This window comes from Novosphingobium huizhouense, from assembly GCF_020179475.1.
Lineage (GTDB): Bacteria > Pseudomonadota > Alphaproteobacteria > Sphingomonadales > Sphingomonadaceae > Novosphingobium > Novosphingobium huizhouense.
Genome location: NZ_JAILXZ010000001.1, coordinates 1,170,873 through 1,184,671 on the forward strand (window position 1 = coordinate 1,170,873; position 13,799 = coordinate 1,184,671).

10 protein-coding genes are annotated in these 13,799 nt (G+C 67.4%); 4 read left to right on the forward strand and 6 right to left on the reverse strand.

The features are described 5' to 3' along the window. Window positions 1-84 precede the first annotated feature (84 nt). Both K3A85_RS05800 and K3A85_RS05805 read right to left on the reverse strand, forming a co-directional pair. Window positions 85-1,467 carry an acyl-CoA dehydrogenase family protein gene (locus K3A85_RS05800; RefSeq protein WP_225205534.1) on the reverse strand — a complete coding sequence of 461 codons (1,383 nt, stop codon included), beginning with the start codon at window positions 1,465-1,467 and terminating at the stop codon, window positions 85-87. 111 nt (window positions 1,468-1,578) lie between these two features. Then, entirely contained in the window at window positions 1,579-3,936 is a 2,358-nt protein-coding gene (locus tag K3A85_RS05805; protein ID WP_225205535.1) for a TonB-dependent receptor, read from the reverse strand. Window positions 3,937-4,327: 391 nt separating this feature from the next. Between K3A85_RS05805 and K3A85_RS05810 the strand changes: the two genes are divergently transcribed. Then, on the forward strand, window positions 4,328-5,110 hold the full coding sequence (locus K3A85_RS05810) for an enoyl-CoA hydratase-related protein (RefSeq protein ID WP_225205536.1): 783 nt from the start codon (window positions 4,328-4,330) through the stop codon (window positions 5,108-5,110). Between the two features lie 27 nt (window positions 5,111-5,137). Next, window positions 5,138-5,938: a crotonase/enoyl-CoA hydratase family protein gene (locus K3A85_RS05815; protein ID WP_225205537.1), complete on the forward strand. Its 801-nt coding sequence runs from the start codon at window positions 5,138-5,140 to the stop codon at window positions 5,936-5,938. A gap of 22 nt (window positions 5,939-5,960) precedes the next feature. Here the strand turns inward: K3A85_RS05815 and K3A85_RS05820 are convergent, their stop codons facing one another. Next, window positions 5,961-6,734, reverse strand: a complete 774-nt coding sequence (locus tag K3A85_RS05820) for an SDR family NAD(P)-dependent oxidoreductase (RefSeq protein WP_225205538.1) — start codon at window positions 6,732-6,734, stop codon at window positions 5,961-5,963. Between the two features lie 71 nt (window positions 6,735-6,805). Then, window positions 6,806-7,468 carry a TetR family transcriptional regulator gene (locus K3A85_RS05825; protein WP_225205539.1) on the reverse strand — a complete coding sequence of 221 codons (663 nt, stop codon included), beginning with the start codon at window positions 7,466-7,468 and terminating at the stop codon, window positions 6,806-6,808. A 277-nt stretch (window positions 7,469-7,745) separates the two neighbouring features. Here K3A85_RS05825 and K3A85_RS05830 point away from each other — a divergent pair, with 277 nt between their 5' ends. Beyond that, window positions 7,746-12,362 carry a beta strand repeat-containing protein gene (locus tag K3A85_RS05830; protein WP_225205540.1) on the forward strand — a complete coding sequence of 1,539 codons (4,617 nt, stop codon included), beginning with the start codon at window positions 7,746-7,748 and terminating at the stop codon, window positions 12,360-12,362. Between the two features lie 93 nt (window positions 12,363-12,455). Here the strand turns inward: K3A85_RS05830 and K3A85_RS05835 are convergent, their stop codons facing one another. Then, on the reverse strand, window positions 12,456-12,908 hold the full coding sequence (locus K3A85_RS05835; RefSeq protein WP_225205541.1) for a DoxX family protein: 453 nt from the start codon (window positions 12,906-12,908) through the stop codon (window positions 12,456-12,458). A gap of 82 nt (window positions 12,909-12,990) precedes the next feature. Beyond that, a complete protein-coding gene (locus K3A85_RS05840; RefSeq protein WP_225205542.1) occupies window positions 12,991-13,257 on the reverse strand; it encodes a BufA1 family periplasmic bufferin-type metallophore in 267 nt (88 codons plus the stop codon). Window positions 13,258-13,473: 216 nt separating this feature from the next. On the opposite strand from K3A85_RS05840, the gene bufA2 reads away from it, so the two are divergent. After that, a complete protein-coding gene (bufA2, locus tag K3A85_RS05845) occupies window positions 13,474-13,743 on the forward strand; it encodes a BufA2 family periplasmic bufferin-type metallophore (protein WP_225205543.1) in 270 nt (89 codons plus the stop codon). Window positions 13,744-13,799: the final 56 nt, after the last annotated feature.

A 13,799-nucleotide genomic window follows, 5' to 3' on the forward strand; every position in this document is an offset into this window, starting at 1 on the left:
ACGTCCGCTCCGCCGACAGCGAGGCGCACCGGCCGGCAAGAGCCGGCCGCCCGCGTTGCAGCGAGGAGTGCCCCCGGGCGGCATTCAGATCGCTTCCGGCCGGGTCGTGTCGATCGCCTGCCAGCCGCTGCGCGGACGGATCTGCGACTGCTTGCGATAGTCGACGTCGTCGTAGGTGAGTTCGGCGAACTCCTTCCGCTTCGGCCCGAGATAGCCGAACAGGAACGCCGCGACCTTGCGCATCTGGATTTCCTCGGTGCCTTCGGTGATGCGGTAGCGGCGGTGGTGGCGATAGATGTGCTCGAACGGCTTGTGCCGCGAATAGCCGATGCCGCCGTGGACCTGGATCGCCCGGTCGGCCGCCTCGCAGCACAGCCGGTTCGCCCAGTAGTTGCACATCGAGACCTTGTCCGAGATGCGCTTCTCGACCTCGGGATGGGTCATCTGGTCCATTTCCCAGGCGGTCTTGCGGATCAGCAGGCGCAGCATCTCGCATTGGGTGGCAAGCTCGACCAGCGGGAACTGGATCGCCTGGTTGCGCGCGAGATCCTCGCCGAACGGCTGGCGCATGCGGGCATAGCGCACCGATTCCTCGATGCAGTAGACCGCCGAGCCGAGCGATCCGGCCGCCTGGCGGATGCGGTTCTCGTGCACGAACGACTGCGCCAGCGGCAGGCCGTTGTCGATGGGCCCGAAGATCGTGCTGTCGGGCACCCAGACATTGGTGAACGACACCCGCGGGTGGTCGGTCGGCATGTTGAAGGTCCACAGGTACTGCTCGACCTTCACGCCCGGATCGTCTGCCGGCACGAGGAAGCAGGTGATCCCGCGCGCCGCGCCGTCCTCGCCCGATGTGCGGGCGAACAGCGCGCAGTGGGTGGCGACGTGCATGCCCGTCGTCCACATCTTCTCGCCGTTGATCAGCCAGCCTTCGACCCCGTCGCGGGTCTCGCGCACGGCGCGGGTCTCCATGTGGGTGGCGTCGGAGCCGTGGTAGGGCTCGGTCAGGCCGAAGGTCACGCGGCGGGTGCCGTCGAACATCCCCTGGATGAACTCGGCGCGCTGTTCGGGCGTGCCGAAATCGTCGAACATCTTGGCGAAGGGGTTGTTGGCGACGATCGAGTGCTCGGTCTGCTGGTCGTAGTGCAGGCCGAGGCCCTTGGCCGCGAGATATTCGCGAATGACCGTCATCCACAGGTTCGACCCGCCCTTCCCGCCGAACTTGGGGTCCATCGCGAAGCGCAGATGGCCCGCCTTGTCGGCGCGGCGCTTGGCCTCGCGCATCAGCTCTTCCCACTCCTCGCGCGGCAGGCCGTCGCGCTCGAAATCGGTGCGCGCCCATTCGCGGCGATGGTCGAAGAAACGGACGTTGTCGTCCTGCTCCTCCAGCGGCCGGATCTCCTTCTCGATGAAGGCGTCGAGCTCCTTCAGGTAGTCGAGCAGTTCCTGGGGCAGGTTGAAATCCATCACGTCTCTCCGTCGTTTATAAGAAATTGTCGCCGCAGCTCCGGCCGGGCGCGAAGGCCCGGCCGGTTGCCTGGGGGTGGCGAAGGGCGTGGTTGTTCGCCATCCGCGCGCTCAGTACCGGAAGCTCAGCGTTGCCCCGAAGGTGCGGGGGTTGCCGGGGTAGCGGTTGATCGAATCGTTCACGCGGAACGCCGAGGTCCAGTAGTACTTGTCGGTCAGATTGCGGGCCCAGACCTGGAAGCGCCATTTGTCGTCGTGCGCGTTGACGCCGAGGCGCGCGTCGAACGTGGTGTAGGCATCGATGTCGAGGCTAGGGAACTGGCCGAAGGCGCCGTTGGTCTTGCCGTAGTAGAGCATGTTGCCGCCGATGAAGGCGTCGACGCCCTCGTTCACCGGGAAGCTGTATTCGGCATCGACGTTGGCCTGCCACTTCGGCGTATAGGCGAAGGGTTCGCCCCCGAAATCACCCTGCACGCCGAAGGAATCGTAGTTCACGAAGCCGTCGCCGATGCGCGAGTTGATGTAGGTGACGGCGGGGCGCAGGCGCAGGCCTTCGACCGGATTGAGCGTCAGGTCGAGCTCGGCGCCCCAGATCCGCGACTTGGGCACGTTGACTAGCGCCGGCAGCGGACCGAAGGCGATGTCGGGGATGCGGCCCAGCACCTGCTTGTTGGTGTAGTCGTAGTAGAACACCGCGCCGTTGGCCTGGACGCGCCCGCCCGCGGCGGTGATCTTGGCCCCGGCCTCGAAGGCGAGCACCGATTCCTGCACCACCGGCTCGAACTGGCGGGTGGTCGCGGCGGCGAGCGTCGGGAAGCTGCCCGCCTTGTAACCGCGCGAGGCGTTGAGATAGAGCAGCACGTCGCGGCTGGGCTTGTAGTCGAGCCCGGCGCGCCACGAGATGTTGTTCTCGTCGAGCTTGTCGTGCGCGCCTTCGGGCTGGACGTTGGCGAGGTTGATCGTGCCGCAGCCGCCGACCGGAACAGGGGTCGAGGTGGGGGCTTCGCCGCGCAGGGTGTGGATGTAGGCCTGGATCGCCTGCGAGACGCGGCCCCAGCTGCCGTCGATGTCCTGGCCGCAGCCGTAGAGCAGCTCGCGGTTCGCCTGGGTGAAGCGCACGGCACCGTGTGCGGTGAACTGGTCGTTGATCTCGTAGTCGACGTTGGCGAAGACGCCGTAGGTGCGCAGGCGCTGCTGGGTGTTGGGGCGCGTGGGGCCCAGGGGAATGCCGAACACGCTCGCGCTCGACGACTGGGTGTAATACTGGATCGTGTTGTCGTTGACGAAGTCGTACTCGTAGTTGCCGCCGACGATGTAGCTCAATGCGCCGATCTTTCCGTCGAGGCGCAGCTCCTGGTAGAAGGTGTTGATCTTGCCGAAGCTTTCGGCGCGGTAGTCGTTGAACGGGGTGCCGTCGCCCTCGACCGGCTGGAAGCGGCGAAAGCGTTCGAAGGCGGTGATCGAGGTGATGTGGGCAGCATCGCCGAGGTCGAGCTCGTTGCGCAGCGAGCCGAGGTAGAAGCGGTTGTTGCGGCGGAAGCTGACGCCCGGATCCCAGTCGGAGACGCGGTTGTCCTGCGGCGCGCGGGGGAAGTTGCGGAAGCCCTCGGGGATCAGCGGGCCGTCGTTGAGCGCGACGAACTGGTAGTACTGCGGCGCGACCGATTCCGAATGGTCGCGCTGCGCGGTGAGGTTGAGCGTGGAGCGCCAGCTGGACGTCGGCTCCCACACCAGCAGCACGCGGCCCTGGAGGAAGTCCTTCGCGCCGAGGCGGTCGCCGGGGCGGGTCTGGCTCTTCTGCCAGCCGTCGCCGCGCGTGTAGCGACCGGCCACGCGGATGCCGAGCGTCTCGGTCAGCGGCGCGGCGATATGGCCTTGCAGGTCGAGCGTGTTGAAGCTGCCGAAGCTCGCGTCGAGTCCGGCCGAAAGCTTGGACGTGGGCTTGCCGGCGATGTAGTTGAGCGCGCCGCCGGTCGAATTGGAGCCGAACAGCGTGCCCTGCGGCCCCTTGAGCACTTCGAGCCGCTCGAGATCGAGGGCGAGGCCGAGCGTCTCGGCGGGGAAGGGCACGGGGACTTCGTCGATGTAGGAACTGACCGTCGGGCTCGCGCCGAGGCTGGTTTCCTGGAAGCCGACGCCGCGGATGGTGAAGACCGGCGTGCCGTAGGCGGATTCGTTGTAGGTGAAGCCCGGCACGACCTTGGTCAGCTGCGTCGCGTCGGTGACGCCGAGCCTGGTCAGCTGATCACCGCTAGCGGCCGTGATCGACATCGGCACGTCGTTGATCTTGGCCGCGCGCTTCTGTGCGGTGACGATGATCGCGCCGTACATGTCGTCATCGGCGGTGGCGGCATCGGCCTGCGCGGCTTGCGGCGCCTGCTGCTGGGCGTGGACGATCGATGGCGCGGCGATCAGGACAATGGCTGCGGTCCCGAGGGAAAGGCCGCGGGCGGTGGCTGTTCTGGACATGGTACAATCCTCTCCTGCGGGATCGTCACGCCGCCGCTTGGGCAGGGGCGATGCGTCCCTCATTGTGTCGTTTGCCGGTCGACCGGGCGGAGGCGCGATCGGGGCGGCAGTGATATTTTTATATCACGTTATAACTATGTCCAGTGCTCTTGCGCCCGAGTCCCTCGCCGCAGAGGGTTCACGCAGGCCCGAAGCCGCCTGCAGGAAGCGCAAGGATACGGCCAAACCATTGGATTTGCGTCGATAATTCCTCCAGGCCTGCCCGCTCGGGCGCTGCGAAGTATTTTACTTGAGCGATTAATTGAAAAATGAGAATGCCGGAACGGACGCGAAAGGCAAGGCCCGCGCGCGTCCGATGACCTGCAGGGCCGAAGGGACAGGAACCAGCGACATGGCCGCATCCGGCAAGCTTCTGATCGAGCGCGAAGGCGACGTCTGCGTCATCCGCTTCAACGATCCTGCGACGCGCAACGCGCTCGGCATGGACATGGCCGCCGAACTGCGCGACGCGCTGCTCGCTGCCGAGGCCGATTGCGGCGCGGTGCTGCTCGCCGGCGGGGACAAGGCGTTCTGCTCGGGCGCGAACCTTTCCGGCCCGCGCATGGGCAGCGGCGAGATCGACGCCGGGCTCGTGCTGCAGGACACGGTCAATCCGCTGATGATGACCATCCGCGATCTCGCGATCCCGTTCATCACCTCGGTGCGCGGCGCGGCGGCCGGCGTCGGCGCCTCGCTCGCGCTGGTCGGCGACCTCATCGTCGCGAGCGAGGATGCCTACTTCCTCCAGGCCTTCTGCCGCATCGGACTCGTCCCCGATGGCGGATCGCCCTGGCTGCTGACGCGCACGGCGGGCCGCGCCCGCGCCATGGAGATGATGCTGCTGGGCGAGCGCCTGCCCGCCGCCAAGGCGCTGGAATGGGGCATGATCAACCGCGTGGTGCCGACCGACGAGGCCGATGCGACCGCGCTCGCCATCGCGCAGCGGCTCGCCAGCGGGCCGCGCCTCGCGCTCGGGCTGATCCGCAAGGCGGGCTGGTATGCGGCCGACAACGGCTTCGGCGACGAGCTGGCGCTCGAGCGCAACCTTCAGCGCCAGGTCGGCAAGAGCCCCGACTTCGCCGAGGGCGTCGCCGCTTTCCTGCAAAAGCGCCCGGCGCGCTTCAACCAGCGCTGATCAAGGATAAGAGGGGAGATTGAACCAATGAACGATCGTGTCAGCATCACCGTCGAAGGCGGCGTCGCCGATGTCCGCCTGACCCGCGCCGAAAAGCGCAACGCCTTCGATGACGCCATGTTCGAAGGCGTCAATGCCGCCATCGCCGAACTCGCCGCCAATCCCGATGTGCGCGCGGTCGTCGTCTCGGGCGAAGGCCCGTGCTTTTCGGCCGGGCTCGACCTGTCGAACTTCGGCAAGATGGCCTCGGGCGACTTCAAGAGCGGGCAGTCGATCGTCGAACTGCCGCGCACGCCGACGGGCGCCAATCGCGGCCAGCAGGTGAGCTTCGGGTGGCGCGATCTGCCCGTGCCGGTGATCATGGCGGTGCACGGCGTGGCGCTCGGCGCAGGCTTCCAGCTCGCGCTCGGGGGCGATTTCCGCTTCGTCACGCCCGATGCCAAGATGAGCGCGTTCGAGATGAACTGGGGCCTCGTGCCCGACATGGGCGCCTTCCCGATCCTGCGCGAACTGGTCCGCGCCGACGTCGCGCGCGACCTCGTCTATTCGGCGCGGGTGGTCGAGGGCGAGGAAGCCCTCGCCATCGGTCTCGCCACCCGCGTCTGCGCCGATCCGCGCGCCGAGGCGCTGGCCTATGCCCGCGAGATCGCGGGCAAGAACCCGGACGCGATCAAGGCGGCCAAGCGCATCTTCAACATGGGCCTCGACGCCACCGTCGCCGACCTGCTCAAGGCCGAAAGCCGCGAGATCGGCGCGCTGATCGGCTCGCCCAACCAGAAGGAAGCGGTCAGCTCGCGCCTCGAGAAGCGCGAGGCGCAATACGCCTGATCCGACGAAGCGGCGGCTGGGGCTAACGCGTCTGGCCGCCGTCGACCGGCACCACCGCGCCGGTCACGAAGCTGGCCCTGGGGCTGAGCAGGAAGGCGGCCATGCTGCCGATCTCCTCGGGCGTGCCGAAGCGGCGCAGCGGTACTTCGCGGCGGATCCAGCCCCACCAGGCCTCGCTGCGCTCGCCGGTCGAGCGCGCCTCCCAGTCGCCGCCGGGGAAGATGATGTTGCCGGGCGCCAGCGCGTTGACGCGAATGCCGTCCTTGCCGCCGACCCGGGCCAGTTCCTTGGCGAGGTGGTTCATCGCCGCCTTGGCCGTGCCATAGGTGACCGGCGTGCCGAGAGCGCCGAGCCCCGCGATCGAGCTGATCATCAGCACCGCGCCTTCCTTGCGCGGCGTCATCACCCGCATCAGCGCGCGGGCGAGCTTGAAGGCGGAATCGAGATTCTGGCCGATCCCTGCGTCCCAGGTTTCGTCGTCGACCTCGAACCCCGGCGGGCAGGGATGCAGGCCGACGTTGGCGACGCCGCCCCAGACGGGACCGAGGTTGGCTTCCGCGCCCTCGACGAGCGCATCGATCGTGTCGCTGTCGCGAAGGTCGCCCGACATCGACCAGAGCCGCTCGGCGCCGTATGAGTCGGCAAGACGCGCGCGCTGGTCCTCGAGCGCCTCGGCGCCGCGCGCGGCGATTGCGACTTTTGCGCCTTCGTCGAGCAAGGTCTCGACGATGCCGAGGCCGATGCCGCGGCTGGCCCCAGCCACGACCACTACCTTGCCTGCAAGCCCCAGGTCCATGCGTCTCTCTCCCGAACAGTCGTTTCGGGGCGAGGCTATTGCTTAAGCGGTTAAGTTACAAGCGGTTCGGGTCACGCCGGCTTGGGCTTGAGGCCCGCGAGCACGATCTCGGAAACCTGCTCGGCGAAGCGGTCGCGCAGCGTCTCGTCGATCTGGCGCACGCCGAACACGTGGTCGAGCGCCGAGCGCGAGTGGAAGATCGCGTCGCACGCGCCTACCAGCGCGAAGTGGAAGATCATCGGGTCGACCTTGCGGAAGGCGCCGCTGGCGAAACCTTCCTCGAGGATCGCGGTCTGCGCGTTCACCGCACGCCGCGTGTAGGTTTCCGAGATGTGCCGCGCGATCTCGGTCTCGCTCTGCGATTGCAGTTCGATCAGCAGGCGGTTGAGATAGGGGAACTGGTGGTAGAGCCGCATGATCCCGTGGACGTGCTTGCGCATCTTGTCCTCGGGCGGAATGGCCAGCCCGACCAGCCGGTCGAGCCCTTCGTAGCTCGCGCCGGCGTCGCGTTCGATCAGCGCCTCGAGCAGGCCCTGCTTGCTGCCGAAGTGATAGCGGATCAGCGCGGAGTTGATCCCCGAGCGCTGCGAGATGTCGGCGAAGCTGACGTTGGTGGTGTTGCCCTCGCTCATCAGCGCGCCGGTGGCATCGAGCAGCAGGTCGCGGGTGGAGCGGGCTTCGGTCGAGGCCTTGGCATTCGACGCCTTGCGGCGGGCAGTGGTCGGTCGGGTCATCAAACGCCTGTGGCAACGGCGGCGACGGCGGCGGTCGCCTTTGGGCAGGGAACCCGGCCTATCTCCGTTTCATTAGCTGGTCAAGCAATTGCCGCGCGGACGCTACGGCGTCCTGCCCTGCCGCGCTGCAAAAGGCAAGCAGGGGGGCACGGTCCGGAGCCGGCGGCGGCGGGCGCTATACGTATTTGTCACGGGTCGGACATAACCGACGGATAACCACCCGGCGCGGCAGGATTCGCAGGCAGCCTGTCGACCGTATCCGGGGGATTACATAGACATGGCCGTCAGTCAGGGCGATATCGCGTTCGTGGGGATCAACACTGCCGGCGCCGGCAGTGGCAGCGACCAGGACTGGGTGGCCTTCGCCGCGCTGAAGAACATCGCCGCGGGCGAAGTGATCTATTTCAGCGACAACGAACTGACCAGCGCCTCGTCCGGCACCTTCAACGGCAGCCCGACCGGCGGCGAATCCTATTTCAAGTGGACGGCCCCGGCGGGCGGCGTTGCGGCAGGTACGGTCGTCCAGATCCAGGTGCTCGGCAACCAGACGAACGCTCCCGTCGCCAGCACCGGGACCGCGGCCTGGGTGACCTCCACCGGCAGCGCCAATCCGGGCCTCAGCAGCACCTCGGACTCGCTCTACGCCTTCACCGCGACCAGCGATGCGACAGTGGGCACGCCGTCGAGCTTCCTTGCGTTCATCAACATCGGCAATGCGCAGGACCCGATCCCGTCGTCGCTCGACAGCAAGTACGTCATCAGCTTCACCGACGGCAGCGACAGCGCATACTACAGCGGCGCGCATAGCGGCTATCCCAACATTTCCGACTACCTTGCGTTCATTTCGAACACTGCGAACTGGACCAAGCAGACCGGCAACCTCGTTTACGGCACCAACCAGTCGGCTTCGCTCGTCGCGACACCGCTTGGCAGTCTTTCGGTCAACAGCGTGAGCGTCGCCGAAGGCAACAGCGGCACCAGGACATTGACGTTCACCGTCACGCTGAGCTCGGCTTCGGTGCAGACGGTGACCGTCAACTACGCCACCGCCGATGGCACCGCGACCGCCGGCAGCGACTACGTCGCGGCGTCGGGCACGCTGACTTTCGCGCCGGGCGAGACGACCAAGACCGTCGCGATCACCGTCAACGGCGACCTCGCCGTCGAGGCCAACGAAACCTTCACGCTCCAGCTCTCGAACGCGGTCAACGGCACGATTTCCGGGAGCACGGGCACCGGCACGATCACCAACGACGATCTCACGCTGCAGGGCGACGACCACTACACCGTGGCGCTGGGCGATACGCTTTCGGCGAGCAGCACCCCGGTGACGTGGAACGAGGCGGTGGCCTCGACGCCGGGCGATGGGGTCGAGCTGACCAACAACGGCACGATCAGCAGCACCGGCGGCACCGCCATCGGCGCAGTAGCGACTGCACCGGCTTCGGGCGATTCCAGCTTCACGCTCTACAACCGCGGTACGGTCAGCGGGGCGACCAACGGGGTTGCGATCACGCTGGCCTCGGCCGGCACCGTCTCGATCCTCAACTACGACGGAGGCCTGATCAACGGCACCGGCACGCGCGGCGTCGACCTGACGGCGACCGCAGCGGGCGGGACGTTCTATGTCGGCAATCGCGCCGGCGCGACCATCCAGTCGGCCAACGACGGCGTGCGGGCCTCGTTTGCGGGCACCTTCACCGGCAACTTCACGCTCGACAACGACGGCACGATCAAGACGCTTGGCGCCGGCAGCGGCCAGGGCGTCGACCTCGGCAGCCTCAACGCCCGGTTCTTCGGCCAGGTCCAGGTCAACAACCAGGGCTCGATCACCGGCGCCGACAACGACGGCCTGCGCGTCGGCAACAATACCATCATCAACAACTACGGCTCGATCACCGGCAACAGCCTCGGCGCGACCGGCGCGGACGGCATCGACCTGCAGTCGGCCTCGGGCGTCGAGGTGTGGAACTACGCAGGCGCGACGATCGACGGCGCGCGCCACGGCGTGACCGGCAAGCTGCCCTTCGGGTACTTCGGCAACGCCGGGACGATCACCGCGCACGGCGGCAGCGGCCTCAACATGGACACCGCGGGCGACACCGTCACGACGATCGTCAACGAAGCGACCGGCACGATCACCGGAACCGCCAACGGCCTGACCGACGGTGACGGCATCGACGTCGACGGCCAGGTCGACATCACCAACGACGGCCTGATCCAGACGCTCGGCCACACCGACGGCGAGAGCAACGAGGGCCTCGCCATCGGCGGCGGCATTGTGCTCAACAACGGCACGATCCATTCGGCCGAGCGCGGCATCAAGGTCGACGACAGCAACCAGGGCAATGCCTTCGGCGCGCTGACGCTGACCAACCACGGCACCATCACCGGGGATTCGGGCGAAGCGATCGTCATCATCAGCACCTTTGCCAACACCATCGTCAGCGACGGCACGATCAACGGCAGCGTCACGCTGGGCGATGGCGGCGACAGCTTCACCAACACCGGCACGCTCAACGGCGCGGTGATCGGCGGCGACGGCGCCGACACGATCGATACCGGCGCGGGCGCCGACACGATCACCGGCGGCGCGGGCGACGACACGATCAAGGCCGGCGCGGGCGACGACACTGCGATCTTCGCCGGCAACGCCGCAGACAGCACGATCACCCGCGTCGGCACGACCTTCACCGTCACCGGCGCGGACGGCGTCGATACGGTGACCGGGGTCGAGCACTTCCAGTTCGCCGACGCGACGATCGAGGCTGCGAGCATCAATGTCGCGCCGGTGCTGACCGGCGCCAAGGCGATCCTCGTGCATGGCACCGAAGACACCGCCTACACCATTACCAGGGCCGAACTGCTCGCCGGTTTCACCGACGCCAATGCCGACACGCTCTCGCTCGGCTCGGTCACCAGCAACCACGGCACGGTCACCACCAATGCCGATGGCACGTATTCGGTCGCGCTCGAGGCCGATTACAATGGCGCCGTCACGCTGAGCTTCACCGTGACCGACGGTCATGGCGGATCGACCGCCGCGACGACTGCGTTCGTCGTCGATCCGGTCAACGATGCTCCCGTGCTCAGCGGAGCGAAGGCGGTCCTCGTCGCCGGCAACGAGGACCAGGGCTATACCGTCAGCGCGAGCGCCCTGCTGCAGGGCTTTACCGACGTCGATGGCGACACCCTGGCGGTGTCGAACCTCGTCGCCGGCAACGGCACCGTGAAGGACAACGGCAACGGCACCTACACGATCACGCCGGCCGCGGACTTCAACGGCACGATGACCTTGAGCTACAGCGTTACCGACGGAAAGGACGGCACCATCGCCGCATCGAGCAGCTACACCGTCCAGGCGGTGAACGACGCACCGGTGAAGACCGGGGCGCAGGCCGTCCTGGCCGACGGCGCCGAGGACACCCCCTACATCGTCAGCGCCAGCGACCTGCTAGCCGGCTACGGCGACATCGATGGCGATTCGCTCGCGGTCGCCAACCTCGTCGCCAGCAATGGCACGGTCAAGGACAATGGCGATGGCACCTACACGATCACGTCGGGCGCGGACTTCAACGGCGCGGTAACCCTCGGCTACGACGTCACCGACGGCGTCGCCAGCGTTGCCGCAACGCAGAGCTACAGCCTCGCTGCGGTCAACGATGCGCCCCGCAATGTCACGATCGATCGTGCGACGGTGCTCGAGAACAGCAACCCGGGCACGCTCGTCGGCACCGTGACGGCCGACGACATCGACAGCGACGAGCTGATCTACAACCTGCTGTCGGACGCGGGCGGTCGCTTCACGATCAACACCTTGAGCGGCGCGATCACGGTGGCGAACAACGCGGTGCTCGATTTCGAGAGCACCCCCAGCCTGACCGTGACGGTGCGGGTTGCTGACCTATACGGCGATTTCGTCACCAAGGACATCACCATCGACCTCGTCAACGTCGTCGAATCCCGCGCCGCGTCGGGAACCAAGAAGGCCGACGTCATCACCGCCACCAACAATGACGACTGGACGGTGATGGGCCTTGCCGGCAATGACATCCTGACCACGCTGGGCGGCAACGACCAGGTTACCGGCGGCAAGGGCAACGACATCATCTCGACCGGGGCCGGCAACGACCTGATCATCTACGCCAAGGGCGACGACACCGATTCGATCGATGCCGGCGCGGGGGTCGACACGCTGCAGGTTGCCGCGGGCGCCACCAAGCTCATGCTCTCGGCGATCAGCGGGGTGGAGATCATCACCGGCTCGGGCTTCGTGATCAACGGGACCTCGGGCGGCGACACGCTCGACTTCTCGGCGGTCACCAGCATCGCCAAGGACGTCACCATCGACGGCCTGGGCGGGAACGACACGATCCTCGGCACCACGCTCGCCGACCAGATCGATGGCGGCAAGGGCAACGATACGGTGAGCGGCGGCCTTGGCGACGACCTGCTGTTGGGCCGCGCCGGTGACGACGTCCTCAACGGCGGCGCTGGCAACGACCGGATCGACGGCGGCGCAGGCAACGACCGGATCTTTGGCGGGATCGGCAGCGACACGCTGACCAGCGGCACCGGCAAGGACACCTTCGTGTTCAGCTCGATCGCCGACAGCAACGCCGCCGCCGGGATCGATCACATCACCGACTACAGCCGCAAGAACGGTGACCGGATCGACCTGTCGCAGATCGATGCCAACACCAATCTCGCGGGCGACCAGGCGTTCTTCTTCATCGGAACCGCCGGGTTCTATGCCGCCGGCCAGCTGCGCTATGCCAATGTCTCCGGGCACACCGAGGTCTATGGCGATGTCAACGGCGACGGCGTTGCCGACTTCACCTTCGTGATCGACACGCCGCAGAGCGTGATGTTCCCCGGCGACTTCGTGCTCTGACAGGCGCGCTGTCCCGATCGGCAGCACGGCAAGGGGCCGGCCGGTGGCAACCGGTCGGCCCCTCGTCGTTTGCATGCTGGAACAAGCTTGCCGTCAGGCGGCGCGGGCCTTGCGTGCCAGCAACGCGTCGAGCGAGACCGCGCCGGCGCCCTTAGCGATGATCGGGAGCAGCAGTCCCGCCCAGCTGAGGTGCGTCGGCCAGGCATCGGGGTAGACGAAGACCTCGATCACCAGCGTCATGCCGAGCAGCGCAAGCGCGGCGAACCGCGAGCCGAGGCCCAGCACGAGCAGGATCGGAAAGAGATGTTCCGAATAGGTCGCCGCATGGGCCGCGACGGAAGGCGCGACCAGCGGCAGGCGGTAGTCGGTCTCGAACAGGTAGTAGGTGCTGTCGGTGATCGTCAGCAGCCCTTCGACCTTGGTCCGGCCCGAGAGGAAGAAGATCGCCGCCGCGCCGAGGCGGGCGACCAGCAGCAGCAGGCTGTCGGGCAGCAGCCGCGCCGCAAGGACGCAGGCGCGATGGTAGGCGTTGGTGAGGAGAGCCATGGGCAGATCCGGTCTGGCAGCGGTCGGAAGCGGTCGGGCCGGCCCTCCGGGAAGGGGAGGCGGGGGCCGGCCCGGCGCTCGATCAGCGCGGGGTGAGCGAGCCGTTGCCCTTGGGCGTCTTGATCGTGACGCAGGTCCCGGCCTTGACCAGCTTCCAGGCGTTGCCCTGGTAATCGACCTTCGACGTGCCCGCGCAGCTGGTCCCGGCGCCGGCGGCGCAGTCGTTGTGGCCGGCAGTGGCGACGCCGTAGCACTTTTCCATGGCAGGCTTGGCGTCGGCGGCGAGCGCGGCGCCGGACAGGAGGCTCGAGGCGAGCGTGGCGGCGAGCGCGGCATTGGCGAACTTCATGGGCGTTTTCCTTTTGCGGGATGGAGCACGAAAGACGGTTCGAGCCGCCGGCACGGCGCCGACAGGTCTCGATGCCGGGTTCGCGAGGGGACGCCACGCGGTTACAGCGGGCCTCCGTTCCCCGCCCGCTCGACAATTCCCGCCCGGGCGCTGTAACCTTGCGTCAGGCGCGCCGAACTCCGCCTTGCCACCCCGGCACATCATTGGAGACATCGCATGACCTCGCTCAAGACCGGCTTCACTCTCGCTGCCAACGCCGCCCTCGTCGCCGCTGCCGTCGCCGCGCTTCCCGCGCCGGCGCTCGCCGCCAAGGGCCAGGCCGAAGTCGTCCACTGCTACGGCGTGAACAGCTGCAAGGGCACCTCGGACTGCGCCACCGCCAGCAACAGCTGCAAGGGCCAGAACACCTGCAAGGGCCAGGGCTTCAAGGAGCTGACCGAGAAGCAGTGCACCGCAGCCGGCGGCAGCCTGACCGCGCCGAAGTAAGCCGCCTGCTGACCGCCGGGGCCCAGCTCCCATTCGTCCCGACGCGGGCGAAGGGG